This window comes from Mycobacterium shigaense (assembly GCF_002356315.1).
Classification (GTDB): domain Bacteria; phylum Actinomycetota; class Actinomycetes; order Mycobacteriales; family Mycobacteriaceae; genus Mycobacterium; species Mycobacterium shigaense.
The window spans coordinates 1,454,606-1,469,712 of sequence record NZ_AP018164.1 but is presented as its reverse complement, the minus strand read 5'-3'; the positions used below and the strand labels follow the sequence as shown (position 1 = coordinate 1,469,712).

General features: G+C 63.2%; 13 protein-coding genes and 2 pseudogenes. 8 read left to right on the top strand and 7 right to left on the bottom strand.

Annotation, left to right across the window (positions count from 1 at the left end):
* Positions 1 to 240 precede the first annotated feature (240 nt).
* Complete coding sequence (locus tag MSG_RS07010) at positions 241 to 2,019, top strand: NAD-binding protein (protein ID WP_096438259.1); 1,779 nt, start codon at positions 241 to 243, stop codon at positions 2,017 to 2,019.
* Between the two features lie 52 nt (positions 2,020 to 2,071).
* On the opposite strand, the gene MSG_RS07005 is transcribed toward MSG_RS07010, so the two are convergent.
* Positions 2,072 to 2,512 carry a hypothetical protein gene (locus tag MSG_RS07005; protein ID WP_096438257.1) on the bottom strand — a complete coding sequence of 147 codons (441 nt, stop codon included), beginning with the start codon at positions 2,510 to 2,512 and terminating at the stop codon, positions 2,072 to 2,074.
* Between the two features lie 282 nt (positions 2,513 to 2,794).
* Here MSG_RS07005 and MSG_RS07000 point away from each other — a divergent pair, with 282 nt between their 5' ends.
* Together MSG_RS07000 and MSG_RS06995 are read left to right on the top strand one after the other, a co-directional pair.
* On the top strand, positions 2,795 to 3,496 hold the full coding sequence (locus MSG_RS07000; protein WP_232011184.1) for a restriction endonuclease: 702 nt from the start codon (positions 2,795 to 2,797) through the stop codon (positions 3,494 to 3,496).
* An 83-nt stretch (positions 3,497 to 3,579) separates the two neighbouring features.
* Positions 3,580 to 3,789 (top strand): annotated as a pseudogene (locus tag MSG_RS06995) (class I adenylate-forming enzyme family protein); the annotation flags it as partial.
* A gap of 6 nt (positions 3,790 to 3,795) precedes the next feature.
* Here the strand turns inward: MSG_RS06995 and MSG_RS06990 are convergent.
* Entirely contained in the window at positions 3,796 to 4,578 is a 783-nt protein-coding gene (locus tag MSG_RS06990; RefSeq protein WP_096438255.1) for an enoyl-CoA hydratase, read from the bottom strand.
* Positions 4,579 to 4,832: 254 nt separating this feature from the next.
* Between MSG_RS06990 and MSG_RS06985 the strand changes: the two genes are divergently transcribed.
* Together MSG_RS06985 and MSG_RS06980 are read left to right on the top strand one after the other, a co-directional pair.
* Positions 4,833 to 5,927 (top strand): Rieske 2Fe-2S domain-containing protein, encoded by a 1,095-nt coding sequence (locus MSG_RS06985; protein WP_096438253.1) that lies wholly within the window; start codon positions 4,833 to 4,835, stop codon positions 5,925 to 5,927.
* 157 nt (positions 5,928 to 6,084) lie between these two features.
* Positions 6,085 to 7,005, top strand: coding sequence for a universal stress protein (locus tag MSG_RS06980; RefSeq protein ID WP_096438251.1), 921 nt, complete (start codon positions 6,085 to 6,087; stop codon positions 7,003 to 7,005).
* On the opposite strand, the pseudogene MSG_RS06975 reads toward MSG_RS06980, so the two are convergent.
* From MSG_RS06975 to MSG_RS25990, 5 genes and pseudogenes are all read right to left on the bottom strand, one after another.
* Positions 6,970 to 7,456 (bottom strand): annotated as a pseudogene (locus tag MSG_RS06975) (SDR family oxidoreductase). The gene MSG_RS06980 and the pseudogene MSG_RS06975 overlap by 36 nt on opposite strands.
* Positions 7,457 to 7,679: 223 nt before the next feature.
* Positions 7,680 to 8,183 (bottom strand): N-acetylmuramoyl-L-alanine amidase, encoded by a 504-nt coding sequence (locus MSG_RS06970; RefSeq protein WP_096438249.1) that lies wholly within the window; start codon positions 8,181 to 8,183, stop codon positions 7,680 to 7,682.
* 215 nt (positions 8,184 to 8,398) lie between these two features.
* On the bottom strand, positions 8,399 to 9,988 hold the full coding sequence (locus MSG_RS06965) for a B12-binding domain-containing radical SAM protein (RefSeq protein ID WP_096438247.1): 1,590 nt from the start codon (positions 9,986 to 9,988) through the stop codon (positions 8,399 to 8,401).
* A 108-nt stretch (positions 9,989 to 10,096) separates the two neighbouring features.
* Positions 10,097 to 11,563, bottom strand: coding sequence for a serine hydrolase domain-containing protein (locus tag MSG_RS06960; protein ID WP_096444170.1), 1,467 nt, complete (start codon positions 11,561 to 11,563; stop codon positions 10,097 to 10,099).
* Between the two features lie 166 nt (positions 11,564 to 11,729).
* Positions 11,730 to 12,065: a DUF3761 domain-containing protein gene (locus MSG_RS25990; RefSeq protein WP_096438245.1), complete on the bottom strand. Its 336-nt coding sequence runs from the start codon at positions 12,063 to 12,065 to the stop codon at positions 11,730 to 11,732.
* A 515-nt stretch (positions 12,066 to 12,580) separates the two neighbouring features.
* Between MSG_RS25990 and MSG_RS06950 the strand changes: the two genes are divergently transcribed.
* The 3 genes from MSG_RS06950 (at position 12,581) to MSG_RS06940 (ending at position 14,970) form a co-directional block, all read left to right on the top strand.
* Positions 12,581 to 13,288, top strand: a complete 708-nt coding sequence (locus tag MSG_RS06950; protein ID WP_232011182.1) for a response regulator transcription factor — start codon at positions 12,581 to 12,583, stop codon at positions 13,286 to 13,288.
* An 81-nt stretch (positions 13,289 to 13,369) separates the two neighbouring features.
* Complete coding sequence (locus tag MSG_RS06945) at positions 13,370 to 13,744, top strand: response regulator (protein WP_096438243.1); 375 nt, start codon at positions 13,370 to 13,372, stop codon at positions 13,742 to 13,744.
* Positions 13,745 to 13,755: 11 nt separating this feature from the next.
* On the top strand, positions 13,756 to 14,970 hold the full coding sequence (locus MSG_RS06940) for a sensor histidine kinase (protein ID WP_096438241.1): 1,215 nt from the start codon (positions 13,756 to 13,758) through the stop codon (positions 14,968 to 14,970).
* Positions 14,971 to 15,107: the final 137 nt, after the last annotated feature.

Genomic DNA, 15,107 nt, shown 5'->3' with positions numbered 1-15,107 from the left:
TTTGACTATCCGCGCTGAGTACTCGCGCGCCACCACAGCCTGCAGCAGACCCCGCCATTATCAAGGTCTTTCACGCGAAAAGCAGTGGTGCGATGGCTCTATTTACGCCTCAACTATTTCGTCCGCGTGACGAGCGCGAGTCGAAACTGTTGCGCCGCAGGCAGAGGCCGATTTTGTTCCGGTGGCACTATCCGACGTTGTGGCCGATAGTCATAGGACCAGTGAACGAAAGATCGGAGTATGGGCGAAGTCTTCCAGTTCCATCGTGAAATCATCGTCAGCGGAGACGATCCACTGTCGAAGACGATCGCCGAGGAGCTAAGGGGCGCCGGAGCGCGGATAATCAAGATCAACACGGCCGCCGACCTGCTCGGCGCCGGCGTGCATCGGGCGCGTGCCGTCGTCTGCGCCGGCCCTAACGACGCGGTCAACCTCGAAATCGCTTTGTTGACAAGGGAATATAGTCCCACCGTTCGGGTGGTGGCACGTCTGGCCAACGACGTGCTGCGCGAAGCGGTGACCGCAGTCAACGGGCCCGGCGCGATTCTGGACGTCGCCGACCTCGCCGCACCGTCGCTTGTCGAGGCAGTGCTGTCGCGCAACGCGCACCAATTCCAAACGGCAGGAATCGAATTCGTTGTCTGGGGAGCCGAGGCGCCGTACGACGCGACCCTGCGCGAGATCTATGCCGACCTGGCACCCGTCGCGGTGGTGCACGGAAAGAACTCGCCCGAACCCGGCGTGGTGGTGCCCTGTCCCGGACGGGACCTGCGTGTCTATGCGGGCGACTGGACCTCGATGATCGGCGTCAAAGACGAAATGGAGGCCCGTGGGATACGGGTGACGCCGCCGACCGCGACACGCTCCCGCCATTCCCGGGTGCGACGAGCGATCGACGCGCTGCGCGCGATGCGCGACGACGTCAACCCGATGCTGGTTCCTTCGTTGTTGTTCGCCCTATTCCTGATACTCGGGTCGACAACCGCCGTGTACCTGACCTACCAGAACCCCCGGATGTCGTGGCTGGACGCCCTGTATTTCACCTCGGAGACCATTTCGACCGTCGGCTACGGCGAATTCAGCTTCGCCCAGCAGTCCCCCGCTCTGCGGCTGTTCGTCATCGGGTTGATGTTCGGCGGCGCGATCGTGACCGCGATCCTCGTCGCGTTCCTGGCCGACCTGATGCTGTCGCGCCGCTTTGTGAAAACCGCCGGACTCCTGCGCGCCCGCCACATGCGCGGTCATGTCGTCGTCGTCGGGCTGGGTTCGATCGGCGTCCGCGTCGTCAGCGACCTGACCGCTGCCGGGTACGACGTCCTGGTCATCGAGCCGGACGAGAACAACCGCTACCTGTCGACCGTGGCCAAACTCGACGTGCCGGTGATCTTCGGCGATCCGACGATGCGCCAAACGCTGGAATCGGCGCGGGTCGAGCGCGCCCGCGGTGTGGCGGTGGTGAACCAGGACGACATGCGGAATATCGAGACCGGAATCGTCCTGCTGGAAATCCTAGGGTCCGATACGAAAGTGCCGATCGTCATGCGCGTGCAGGGCCGCGCGCTGAGCACGGCGGTGAATCGGCGGTTCGGTTTCGAGAACGTGCGCTCGATCGTCGACCTCGCGGCACCTTGGTTCATCGGCGCGGCAATGGGTTTACATGTGCTGGGCACGTTCTGGGTCGGGCAGCGCTCCTTTATGGTCGGCGGAATGCTGGTGGCGGAGGGCAGCGAGCTCGATGGCCTGCGCATGGTGGATCTGTCGACCCAAACGCGCGTCATCGCAATCATCAGACCGGAAGGGCCGATCAGGTTACGCCCGCGCCGCGACGCCCGGCTGGAAGCCGGCGACACGGTCTATGTCATCGGTCCCTATCGCGAGCTGATCGCGACGCTACGCAAGGGGCAACCGCCACCGCTGACCGCGGTCAACGGTGAACGCGCGGCGACACTGGCGGCGGCGCGGTCGTCGCATCGGCCGGACGTTCGCCCGCCGAGATGGGCGCCCGACATCGAGGCCTGACGGATCCCTAATTCATGATTCCCGGATCGAAAGGAAAACTCGCCGCAGGCGTTCACGGGCGTGAGCCCCAGTACTCCGGCCCTTCCATCTCAAGGATCCCGTCGTGCGCGACGGGAAAGTATTTCTCGATGCGATCACGCACCGCTTCAAGGAATTGGCTGGTAGTGGGAAAATCTGGCAAGTTGGTTTCTCGTATCTCTTCGAGAGGAACTCCTTGCCGAATGGCGAACCTGGGAAGGTATTGCCATTTTCCGGACTGATCATATGGGCCGAACACGTTTGGGTCGTCCAGCGAAGCAATCATGCAATTAATCGAGCCGTCTCGGGTCGAGTCGTAGATTTGGATCTTGCAATCCTTCGAGCGGAAGAACACAACAGAGCCCTTAAGCCCCCATTCATCTATGTCGTCGTCCACATCATCCAGCTGGAAGCCGAGAGCAATCAACAGAGGTTCGAAGATTGAACGGACTCCGGCCAAAAACTCTTGTGTCATCCCAAGTCAATGGCGGCCTCGCCGATTGCATTGAGCACGTGATTGCTCCCGACCTGCAGCGCCAAGAAATCTGCATCCAACTCATCGGCCACGCTATGCCCCCCTTTGCCGGCAGCGTTGTTCGGAGAAGTTTAGTCCGCTCACGGAGGCCACGCCCCTCACCTCGACTGGTCAGGCTGCTTGCCGGAGACGGCCGTCAGCAGACCCGATCCCCAACTCTCGAAGGGCGATGCTCTTTCGAACTATCCGCGGTGGCAGACCGCGGACCCGCGGGGCGCCGTCATGCCCGGACGACCGAACCGCTTGGTCACCCTGCTCAACCCCCGGGTCATGTCGCGTCGTCGGGCGGTGATGACGATGGGGCGCTTCGTCGAGCACGGGTCGGGGAAGAATTCCGCCGAGCTTGTCGTCGCCGTTTCCTATCATCAGCTCATGCACAGCGGCATGAGGTCGGCGTTCGTCATTCTCCCGCTGTATTTCGGGCTGCTGGCCGGGTTCTTTGCGCACCGAGTCTCGGCGGGCGTAGCGGGAGCCGCTTGCGGCCTGCTTTTCGCCGGTCTGATTCAGCCGGCCTACCGCCGATCGCGGTGGCGGCTAGGTTCCGATGCGGGCATGCGGGAGATCGACGCGATGCACGGCGTGGAGTTCGAGGAATACATCGCCGCGCGGATGCAACGCGCGGGCTGGCAGGTCGGCTTCACCCCCGTCGTCGGCGACTACGGCGTCGACCTGATCGCGCAAAAGGACGGCCAGTATGTGGCGATCCAGTGCAAGCGCCAGGGCAAAACAGTTGGCGTCGCCGCGGTTCAGCAGGTGGTCGCGGGCGCGCGCCATCACGGATGCACTCGAAGCATCGTCATCAGCAACCAGGAATTCACCTCTGCTGCAAGACAACTGGCCTACACCCACGGCTGTCAGCTGATCGGCCGCAAAGCGTTGCAAAGTTGGGTGCCGCCACCCACGGCGAGGGCCTTGCGCAGCTGAGTAGTCTCGGCAACTTAGATCGGCTCCACTGTCGGATAGGAACCGGGTGTGACCCAACCAGGACCACTGACCATCCCTGCACTGTCGAACGAGAACGAGCCACCGGGATCGTGGGGCGGCCGGCCTTCACCCAGCGCCTCAGGGAACACCCAACTTTCGTGAGCCGCGACCTCAGCAGCGCACCCATGCTGCGCGCCGGCCCACTGGACCTTGCGATGATGAATGTCCCCGACGGATTCCCGGTGCGCCGCACCATGTCTGAGACGGCGGGCGGCTTCGTGTTCACGGAGATCGACGGATCACTGGCCTGACTTACCGCCGATCTGGCCCCTGTTGCGTGCCGAGACGTCGCCGAAGCGCTTGCCGAGCCCGCCGAGGTCGGCCTTGTGCGCTCCGGCGATGGCGCCCTCGGCGGCCAACGCCGGGTCGATCACGGCCGAGGCACCCCGCACGGAGATCTCCTTCAACCCCAGCATCGTCGGGCCGGGCACCTCACCAATCTGGCTGGCCAGCGCGAGAGTCCGGTCAAGCAACTGGTCGTGCGGGACCACCTCGGTGACCAGCCCGATGCGCTCAGCCGTGGCCGCATCGACCACCTCCCCAGTCATGGACAGTCGGCGCGCCATCGCGGCGCCGACCACCTGGGGCAGGCGGGCGGTCATCCCCCCACCGGGCAGGATGCCGACCCGGGCGTGTGTGTCGGCGAACACGGCGCGGTCTGAGGCGACCAGAAAGTCGCAGCCAAGCGCTATCTCTAGTCCGCCGGTAAAGGTCGCTGCGTTGATCGCCCCGATGATCGGGGTGCGCATCTCGGCGACGGCGGCAATGCAGCTGTTCGTCTGGAACTCGGCGAAGTAGTCCATTCCATCGCGCGCCGCTTCCTTGAGGTCCAGACCGGCGCAGAACGCCGGGTCCGCGCCGGTGAGCACCACCGCCCGTACGGATTCGTCGGCGTCGGACTCCTTGAGTGCGGTATACAGCGACCGAATCAACTTCCGGTTCAATGCATTTCGCGCGTCCGGGCGATTCAGCGTCAGGATGCGGAACGACCCCTGGTCGCTGGAAATCAGTGGATCGCGCATCAACCGTCCTTCAAGATTTCACCCTGACGATGACCAGCTTCGCCATCCCAGAGCCACGCCTTCGTACCTGATTCTCCTTAGGGCTCCAATCGAGCATGCTTGGCACACTGGACGAACTCAACCGCTGCACGGGGTTATTCCCCTGCACGACGTTTCGGCAATCGGGCTGTCTTAAACTGTCTGCGGTGGATTGAGGAGGCAAGACCGTGGTCGCGGTTCACAACGATATTCGTGACATCGATAGGGGCTCCCCCATGACGCGCTTTGCGCGCGGGTGGCACTGCGTCGGTCTGGCCGAGAACTTCCGCGACGGGCACCCGCACGGGATCGACGCGTTCGGCACCCGCCTCGTGGTGTTCGCCGACTCCGACGGTGACCTGCACGCCCTGGACGGCTACTGCAGACACATGGGCGGCGACTTGTCCCAGGGCACCATCAAGGGCGACTCGGTCACCTGCCCCTTCCACGACTGGCGCTGGCAGGGCTCCACCGGGCGCTGCTCGCTGGTGCCCTATGCCAAGCGCACGCCGAAGCTGGCCCGGACACGACGCTGGCCGACCAGCGAGGTCAACGGCCAACTCCTGGTCTGGCACGATCCCGAGGGCTCTTCGCCGCCTGCCGAGCTGCTCCCACCCACCATCGACGGATACGCCGAAGGGACCTGGTCACCCTGGTCGTGGAACTCGATCCTCATCGAGGGCTCACACTGCCGCGAGATCGTCGACAACAACGTCGACATGGCGCACTTCTTCTACATTCACCACGCCTACCCGACCTTCTTCAAGAACATCATCGAAGGGCACACCGCAACGCAACTCATGGAGTCCAAGGCCCGGCCCGACACCACGAAGAATTACGAGAACCTCTGGGAGGGAAGCAAACTCCGCTCCGAGGCGACCTATTTCGGGCCCGCCTACATGATCAACTGGCTGCACAACGACGTGGCACCGGACTTCACGCTCGAGGTGGCGTTGATCAACTGCCACTACCCCGTCACCCACAACTCGTTCGTGCTGCAGTGGGGTGTCGCCGTCCAGGAGATCCCCGGGCTACCGGCCGACAAGGCGGCCAAACTCGCCGCCTCGATGAGCCGCACCTTCGGCGAGGGCTTCCTCGAAGACGTCGAGATCTGGAAACACAAGACGCGCATCGACAATCCGTTGCTCACCGAGGAAGACGGCGCCGTCTACCAGCACCGCCGGTGGTACGAGCAGTTCTACGTCGACGTCGCCGACATCACCCCCGACATGACCGATCGCTTCGAAATCGAGGTCAGCACCACCCACGCCAACGAGTTCTGGCACCAAGAGGTTGCCGACAACCTGTTGCAGGCCGCGCAAGTCACCTAGACCTGCGCCGGCATGCCGTCCTCGGCCGTGCACGGCTGAAGACGAGGTCCAGACGGTGTCTTTGGTCCTTCGGCTTGTGTCTTTTCGGCCCTGACAGTCACGCCCTGCGTGAGTGATCCTGCCGGAGGGTAGACAGCCGATTGGAAAACGAAACGAAATGTGGCAACCACCGCGTGGCGCGATTTTGGTAGGCATCGACGGCTCCACATCGGCCCTGCGTGCCGTCCGGTGGGCCGCCCGCAACGCAGCGCTGCGGAAGGTGCCGCTGGCCCTGGTTCATGTCGACGACGCCCCCCTGCCGGAGTGGTTCGAGGCCGCCGCGCTGACCGGCGTCAAGCAACAGCACGGACGCCATTCCATCGAGTCCGCCATCAAGGTCGCCGAGGAGAGCGCTGGTGAGTGCGGTCCAGTGCAGATCGACAGCAAAGTTTTTCATTCGGCCACCGTGCCGACTCTCGTCGACCTCTCGGCAGGCGTGGAGATGGTGGTGGTCGGCTACCGGGGGCACGGCGCCGTGCTGCCCCGTAGCCTTCTTGGCTCGGTGAGTTCGGCGATGGTCCACCACGCGCACTGCCCGGTCGCGGTGATCCACGACCACGAAACCGCGATCGGCGATCTCACCCGGGCGCCGGTGTTGGTGGGCATCGACGGTTCACCGGCATCGGAAGCGGCGACCGCTATCGCATTTGAGGAGGCTTTCCGACGAGGCGTCGGCCTGGTGGCGCTACACGCCTGGATGGACCCGCGGGTTCGCGGCTCCAAACTGTTGCCGCAAGACTCCGAATGGGACGCTCAGCTGACCGAGGAGGAGGCGACGCTGGCCGAACGGCTGGCAGGTTGGCACGAACGCTATCCCGACGTGAATGTCCATCGCAGAATCGAAATCGGTGATCCGGCACGTTGGCTGATCGAAGCGTCCGGACGGGCGCAACTGTTGGTGGTCGGCAGCCACGGCTGCGGCTGGCTCAGTGGCAGGTTACTGGGATCGGTCGGTGCGGCGGTCGTCAACAGGGCCAAGATCCCGGTGATCGTGGCCCGCCGGTCACACAGCCAGCCCGCCGTCGATGGTCAGCAGTGACCCGGTGGTGTAGCTCGAGGCGTCGGAAAATGGATAGATCACTGCGCCGAAGGCTTCCTCAGGCCGTCCTACGCGATTCAGCGCTATGGGCCGCAGGATGTCGGCAGGAGCGCAGGGTGAGCTGATGTTGGCGATCGATCCCCCGCCGGTACGAGCCATGGCCGTCGCAGCCAGCGTCGTGAGTCGCGTCGGGCCTTTGAGGTTGATGCCAATCACCTTGTCGAACAACGTCTCTGAGGTTTCTAGTAGTGATGGCGCCACGGGGCTCATCCCGGCGTTGTTCACCAGGCTGTCAAGCGGCCCCAGCGTCGCGCGGCGGCATCGACGACGGCGTCCAACATGTCCCAGTGGCCGACATGGCAGGCCAGCGGGTGAGGCCAAGGCTCATGGCCGCGCCGAGTCCACGGCTTCCCCCGGTGATCAGGACCACGCGGTCGTTGACATCGAACAGTCGATCATTCGTCGCGCGAACTTCCCAGCACGGACGAGGAGTTGGTCGACGATGAGCCCGAAAAACTCGTGCAGCGGGTCCATCCTGCAGGGTCTTTCGGCAAGGTTGGACCACGGCGAACTTCGCGGAACAGTGTTCGAAACGGCGCCTTCGACGAGGTTCCCGCGGCGCTGACGCGGGTTGCCACCCGGACGACGCGGGGGAAGTGCGTCGTCGAAATGGGTTAGCCGGCCTCGATCGCGGCGACAGTCGCAGCCGCTTCGGGCCCACAGACGCGCTGAAGGTTGACGGTACCCCCGGCAAGCAGATCGTTGACCCGGCGCTTGAGGTCGCCCGAGGACAGCTGGGCATAGAGGTTGGCGCCCGGGCAGGAAGTCTGGGCGAGATCGCGGTGGCCGGCCAGGGTGTCACTGGCGATATGAAAGGCTTGGGCGGCCCAGGCGAAAGCGAGAGCGGCACTGTGCAGTTGAGCCTCTGAGACGAATTCCTTGTCGAAGTCTCCTTCACAGAGGACCAGGAAGTGTCCGGTTGTGTCGTAATCCGTCGCGGTGTCACCCGCGATCTGCGGCGTGCGTAGTTCGTAGATGTTGCCGTCGCGGTCGATGCCGACGTGATAGGCGATGTCGACCCACCCTTTCTGGTCTTGGTGGTAGCGCTGATCTTGGCGAAGACGGCCCGGGGCGTTGCGGTTGTCGCCGAGGACGACCGCCTCGTGGTGCAGAGTCATTCGGGTAATGGTGTGCGGCCGGCCGCCGGCCAGAGCAGGACGAGCGCCCCAGGCGTCCCGGCACAGCACGACCGCCGAGGCCGAGCTCTGCGGGAGTGCGGACGCAGTCGTCGAAGTGGCGTAGCCGCCCAAGGCCGTGGCAGCCCCCGCCCCACCGGCGAGCCGGAGCAGGCGCCGACGGCTGATCGACTCGGTGAAACTCGCGCTGCGACGGGTCAATAGAAAGCCATCCCTCCTCTTGCATGCGTTGAGGAGATCCCGCCTTCCGCGATCTCACGCGTCATCATGTGCTGGTGGTAGTGCATGGCGCACTTGACCACACTGATGAACAGGACGCTTGGATCCGGCCGGTGCCGAAGCATGGCGGACATCCGGTGGCGATAGATGCGGCGCAACTTCGGCTCCGGCACTTCCCTCATCAGCCGGACAAACAAGACGATCGCCGCAAGCGCTTCGAGCAACTGGGATTTCCGCTTGGTCAAGGGATGTTGGCGCCAGTGGGCTTGGCGGGTGCGTCCGAAATTGATTCGGCGCCGAAGATAGAGGTTCTCGAGCCGGTCGAAGTAAAAGTCGGGGTCATGCATGTCCCGCACCAGACCGACGTACCCGTCGCGCAGCTCGTCGCGGGTCATGCCGAGCGGAATGACGTTGGTGCCGAACATTCCGTCGGACGCGTTGGTCTTCGAAAGGTCAAGGCGGCCTTCATTCTTCAACCGCGTGTAGAGCGGCGTCTTGGGAATGGCCACGAGCATGTTGAGCGTGGGGTGCATGATGTCGGTCTGACGGATGAACTCGTACTGTGCCTTGAAGATCCGGGTGTCGTCGTGGTCGAAGCCGACGATCATGCCGCACAGCACCTCGAGGCCGGAGTCCTGCACTTTGCGCACGCGATCGACGATCGTCCCGCCTTTGCGGACGTTTTGGTACTTCTTCGCCTCGTGCAGTGATTCCTCGTTCGGGGTTTCGATACCGATGAAGACCATCGCGATATTCGCCGCATCCATCAGCTCCAACAGCTCGTCGTCTTCGGCGAGGTTGAGCGACGCATAAGCCATGAACGTCAGGGGGTATCCCTTGGCGGCTTGCCACGAAGCGATGTCGCGGAGCAATTTCTTCACCGCGGCCGTGCCGATCAGGTTGTCGTCAACGATGAAGGCCATTCGGACGTGCTGCCTACGCATCGCTTCCAACTCGGTGAGCACTTGCGCGGTCGTTTTCAATCGCGGTTTGCGACCGAACGTGATGGGAATATCGCAAAACTCACACTGGAACGGACAGCCCCGGCTGAATTGAATACTGCCGAACAGGTAGTCCTTTGTCTTGAGCAGGTCGTACCGCGGCGTCGGCGAACGGGTCATGTTGCTCGGCGCGCTTTGCTCGTATCGGTGCAGCTGCCGTCCGTGGGCCCATTCGTCGAGGAACTGCGGCCAGGTCGTGTCGGCTTCGCCGACGAAAACGACGTCCGCCAGGCCGTCGAAGTAGTCTTCTTGCACCGTGACCGACGGGCCGCCGACAACTGTGAACACACCACGGGCTTTCAGTTCACGGAGAATCTCGAGCATCCGGTGGCCTTGGACGTCCATGCCGGTGAGCCCGACGATGTCGGCCTGGGCCACCCGGTCGTAGTCGATGGGCTCGACGTTCTCGTCGACGATTGTCACGCAATGGTCGTCGGGCGTCAGCGCCGCCAGCAGCGGCAGACAGACACTCGGCAAGATGCGCTTTTTACCGAGGAGCGGAAGCGCGTATTCGAGGCCCCAATAAGACACGTCGAACCGAGGATTGATCAGCACAATATCGGCCATAATCGCCTACTTCGACCGAGGGGTGAGTCGCCATGCTATGCGAATGGCCATTCTTCGCCGGCTCCGCACACCAGTCAATGAGGTGACCGGAGGCGACAGAATTACTGGTTAAAGGCCAAGCGCTTGTGCGCTCGCCGTCGCGACGTCGCCGCGCAAAATCGACATCGGTGGACTGCCTCGCACATGGATGGAATTCGAGAGCAGAACAACGTAAGTATCGGAGGCCGGGTCCATCCAAACCGAGGTTCCGGTGAAGCCGGTGTGACCAAAGCTTCCGACGGGGAAGATCACGCCCCGCGCCGTGGAGTCGGCGGTGTCGATATCCCAGCCGAAGCCGCGCAAGTTTTCACCGCTGATCGTCGGGTAGTGCGGAGCCAGAAGCGGATTCGTCGTATTGGGTCCCCGCGCGACGGCCGCTCGGGAGGCGCTAATCGCCGCTTCGAGTTGTTGCGCGCTGTGGCCCGGCTGCTGCGGACTCGTCATCGCCTCCAAAGTTGTTCGCATCAAAGGAAATTCGCTCGGGCGACCCGCGAGTCGATCAAGCAGGGCTTGGGCGAAGATGCCCACGTCGTGAGCCGTCGAAAACAATCCGGCATGCCCGGCCACGCCGCCCATGCGTCGCGCCGTGGTGTCCTGCACGGTGCCCCGCAGCAGGTGATCGAGATCGGGGTTCTTGCCCGGATAGGCTCTGCCCTCTTCGTCGCGCGCGGTCGGTGCGATGCGCGGCAAGAGGCCTACGTCCCAACGACCAGCGGGGCACGCGTCCTGCGCCCCGCCTTGGGCCCCGGGAGCCCAGGCGATCGCGGAGCCGATCGTCGTGTGCGGACCACAGGCTTTGGCCAAAGGAAGGTAGCGGGTGTCCGTCAGGTGAAGCGGGTCGAATACGTGCCGCTGAACGTAATCGTCCAGGGCCTCACCCGTCACCCTCTCGATCAGCGCACCCAGCAGGATGAAGTTGATATCGGAATAGCGGAAACCCACACCGGGAGCAGACTCCAGCGGTGTCGTCAGCGCGCGATGGATGCCCTCTGCCTGGTCCGCTCCGTCCAGTCCCCACGGATCGCCCAGATTGACGTCGCCCGGTAAGCCCGAAGTGTGCGTCAGCAACATGCGGACGGTGACCTGCGCGCGCCGGGCGTTGCCCGCAGGGTTGAAGTCCGGCAGCTGCTGCTGCACGGGATCGTCGAACGCAACCTTGCCCTGTTCGCCGAGCTGCATAACGGCGGTCGCCGTTGCGAGGCTCTTCGTCAGCGACGCCAAGTCGAAGATGGTGTCCTCGGTCATCGGCTCCGCAGGTGCGGGCAAGCCATCCAACCCGGGCTCGCCCGCCAGCTTGCGCGAGCCGTAAGCCTGGTGGAAGGCGACCCTGCCGCCATGCCCGATCACCACGACCGCGCCGGGCAGCTTGTCTGCCGCGATCGCGGCGTTGATCAGCAGGGAGACCTTTGCGAAATCCGGCGCGGGAGCCGCGACGGGTGCCTGCGCCGGATGTCCCCCGTCGCGCACCGATGGGTGTGCTGCCTCGCCGCGCGAGCACCCCGCAACGAAAGCGACAACGACGGTCCCGACGGCAATGGCCCGTCGGAAGGAACTACCGGAACGGCTCGTCAACTGCCGGCCTCGGGCGAAGCGCGCATGATCTCAGTGTCCACGCCTACGACGATCGCCAGCCACCCGGCTTGACGGGATCTCACATGGAGAAGGGCCGCATGCCTGCGGCCCTTCTTGTGGAGCAGCCTGTTCATGAGACGCCACCATGCCCGTGGCAGGTACCTCCCGAACTGGGGTGCTCACTGAACGACCACGCGCCATCAGCGCATTGGACGGTGGCGCCTGGTGGCCGTGACGGTGCCGTAGTCGGACGCTGAACGCAGTCACCCGATGCGGCGATATAGCAGCCGTGGCCGTGTCCCTGGCCGCCACCGTAGCCTCCCCTCGCGTACGCCGGTGATGCTAATCCGACGGCGGCCACGACGACGGCTATTGCGACGAGAGTGGAACAAATGCCCCGGCGCTCAAGCGTTTTGTCGGCCCCTGTACGAAGGATGGTTGTCGGACCTTCTAGCGAGCTTTTCATGTTTGTGGTTTCCTTTCCGGTAAATGGACAAACGGCCAGGATGAGAGCTCAACCCGGATCGCGGCCGGCGAGATTGACTTGTTCCGAACTGTTCGTCTAACGTCACTCGATCTGCTCGCGGCAGCGTTATTCCTAACTACGAGAACGACAAGCGTCAGCTGGATCTCCGTCGCGCGCTATCGGCTAGATGTAGAAGTAGCCGCCGAGTCCGTTGCTGGGAAAAGCCGCCAAGCAACCACTTAAAAGCAGCGCGCACGCGCCCAGCGTGATCGTCACACCGACCTGTCTTTTGATGAACATTGCGTTCTCCTTCCATTCGGGCCGGCGATAGTCCGGCAGTAATCACATCTCGAATGTCATCAGGCACAGCGCATACCGGCGAGAGGGCACACACCACAACTCGGAGTCATGCGCGCCGGGGGTGTACACACCACCTTGAATGTGGTGTCCGCGCGCTTGTCCTTTTCGGCGCCCGCTGGGGCAGAATGGCGCTTATAGTCGTATAGCCCACAAACATGCACTGCGACAACGGAGATGCGTTGATGGCCGTGGCCGACCAGTCGATTTCGGTAGTGGTTGCCGAGGACTCTTTGTTAGTGCGCGATAGCGTGTGCCGAGCACTGTCAACTGATCGCGATGTGACGGTCGTTGGCGAGGGCGTCGACTACGACTCCACGGTTAAGCTTCTCGATCAACACAATCCAGCATTGTTGGTGACCGACGTGCGCATGCCACCAACATCGACCGATGAGGGAATTCGCCTCGCCCAGTGGTTACGCACGGCGCATCCCGACACCGGGGTGATCGTGTTGTCGCAATACGCCGAGCCGGCATATGCGATCGGGCTGCTGGACGGGGGCACCAAAGCGCGCGGCTACCTGCTGAAGGAACGAATCGCGCATTTCGACCAGCTTAGCGACGCGGTCCGCGAGGTCGCGTCTGGCGGGACGGTGCTGGATCCCCTTGTAGTAGAGGCGTTATTAGCAAGGCCAGCCTCATCGTCGGCAGTCAACACGCTGACTTCTCGAGAGCGAGAAGTACTCGCTGAGATCGCCGCCGGCGCGAGCAACCGGGCAATTGCGGAACGCCTCGTGCTCTCCCAACGGGCCGTAGAGAAGCACATTAACTCGATATTCGCCAAGCTCGCTCTCACGGGAGACGAGACGGTCGACCGGCGCGTGAAGGCGGTGTTGATGTTTCTCAGCAACGGCACGTCCAGTTAGATGGCACACCCAGCCCGACTTTAAAAAGAGTGGTGTGTACACCCTGGTACCCCACCCAGTACATCGCCCACCATATCCGGCATGGAAGCCGAGAAGGTCCCCGTGTGGGTGGTCGACGACCAGGCCAGCTTTCGACGAGTAGCGGTCGCAATGCTCTCCGCCACAGATGAATTCGTGCTGGCGGGCGAATGCGAGACAGGCGAGTCCGCCATCGAGGTCACTCGTGATAAGCGGAATGGGATCGTATTGATGGACATCCACATGCCCGGAATGGGCGGTATTGAGGCTGCCCGGCGAATTCACGCCTCACACCCAGATTTAACAGTTCTCTTGATGTCTACCTACGACATCTGCGACCTGCCTGTTGGGATCGAGGACTGTGGCGCCTCGGCCTACCTACGTAAAGAAGAGTTAAGTCCGGATCTGTTGACCCGCTTCTGGCGTTCGGCCAGGTAGAGCAGGCCGGTATGTGGATTAGCGACCTCAGCCGCGGCGTCCCGGGAACAATGCTCAAGCTTTTTGTTGCCGGTGAGGTGATCGCATGGAGCATCAGCACCCCAGTCGCGCTAGCTCTGCACGCCTGGGTAATGCGATCCGCTTGGGTGCTTGCCCTTGCTCTTATTTGTGTTGCAGAGAGCGCTGTGCAGGTCGCGTCACTTCGCCTGGCTCTGAGCCACAAAAATCAGCAGGCAGTGACATTGATGTGCGTCGGCAACTGGGTGGGCGCCCTGATGGTCACGTTTGTTGCGCCGGTGCTGCTGCCCGTCGTCGCGCTCGCTGCACTGCTACCCGTTATTTTCGCCGAGCGCTACGTACGCGGAAGGCGACTGTTGGCGTTCACAGCGACCACCGCCGGTTGCCTATTGGCCTTGGGAGCGCTCGCGGGACTACAGGATGTTTCAGGGCTGTCCGATAAATTGCCCAAATCCGTCGGCAACACTTTCGTTATTGCGGGACTGCCTGCGATGGCGATCCTCATCCTGTTAGTCGCCTGGAATAACGCTGCAGCCCTGCGGAATACGGCCAAGGAGCTGGCAGCGTCGCGCAGTCGTCTGATCGCCGCGACCGACAACGAACGGCGCCGACTTGAACGCGACTTGCATGACGGAGCCCAACAGCACCTGGTTGCGCTGGCGGTGCTGCTGCAGCTCGCCCGCACTGCGGAGCAAGACGCCGCGAGCTCGCTCCTCCTGGAAGCGTCACAAGTACTAGATACCGCGATTACCGAGATCCGCAGACTCGCGCACGGCATTTACCCACCCTTACTGGTGAGCGGCGGCCTGGCGCACGCACTCCCTGCCGCCGCGGCACACGCTGCGGTACCCGTCGACCTGAACCTCAACGGCCTAGCACGCTACCCGACGGAAATCGAAGCAGCGCTGTACTACTGCACCACCGAGGCGCTGCAGAATGCCGCCAAACACGGCGGACCCAACACCAAGGCGGCGGTCAGTGCGCATACCGATGGCCACACGCTGACCATCACGATTAGCGACACCGGCCGCGGATTCAGCCGGGCAAGCGACGGCGCCGGCCTGACCAACATGAAAGATCGGCTGGCGGCCATCGGGGGCCGGCTCGAGATCGCCACAGCACCCAGCCGAGGCACGCGGATCGCCGCCATCGTTACTTGTGCGCCACTGCCCACCAGCAGCCCAGGCGCAGATCAATTACCGGTTTGACCAGATTGAGAATTGCAATGCCGTATGTCTGCCAATCTTCCCCGAAGCGATAGTCCGTTCTAGGAGCATGTAGTAATAGCCGACGAGAAGGACGGGACCACGGCATGGGACCAGGATGGTGCCGGGGGCGATGTGAC

Coding starts and splice junctions, on each gene's coding strand:
- MSG_RS06970 (WP_096438249.1), bottom strand. CDS start 8,183: ATGACTCTGCACCACGAGGCGGTCGTCCTCGGCGACAACCGCAACGCC.
- MSG_RS06990 (WP_096438255.1), bottom strand. CDS start 4,578: ATGCGCGATCCACTGATTTCCAGCGACCAGGGGTCGTTCCGCATCCTG.
- MSG_RS07010 (WP_096438259.1), top strand. CDS start 241: ATGGGCGAAGTCTTCCAGTTCCATCGTGAAATCATCGTCAGCGGAGAC.
- MSG_RS06985 (WP_096438253.1), top strand. CDS start 4,833: ATGACGCGCTTTGCGCGCGGGTGGCACTGCGTCGGTCTGGCCGAGAAC.
- MSG_RS06940 (WP_096438241.1), top strand. CDS start 13,756: ATGTGGATTAGCGACCTCAGCCGCGGCGTCCCGGGAACAATGCTCAAG.
- MSG_RS07000 (WP_232011184.1), top strand. CDS start 2,795: ATGCCCGGACGACCGAACCGCTTGGTCACCCTGCTCAACCCCCGGGTC.
- MSG_RS06945 (WP_096438243.1), top strand. CDS start 13,370: ATGGAAGCCGAGAAGGTCCCCGTGTGGGTGGTCGACGACCAGGCCAGC.
- MSG_RS06980 (WP_096438251.1), top strand. CDS start 6,085: ATGTGGCAACCACCGCGTGGCGCGATTTTGGTAGGCATCGACGGCTCC.
- MSG_RS25990 (WP_096438245.1), bottom strand. CDS start 12,065: ATGAAAAGCTCGCTAGAAGGTCCGACAACCATCCTTCGTACAGGGGCC.
- MSG_RS07005 (WP_096438257.1), bottom strand. CDS start 2,512: ATGACACAAGAGTTTTTGGCCGGAGTCCGTTCAATCTTCGAACCTCTG.
- MSG_RS06950 (WP_232011182.1), top strand. CDS start 12,581: ATGCACTGCGACAACGGAGATGCGTTGATGGCCGTGGCCGACCAGTCG.
- MSG_RS06965 (WP_096438247.1), bottom strand. CDS start 9,988: ATGGCCGATATTGTGCTGATCAATCCTCGGTTCGACGTGTCTTATTGG.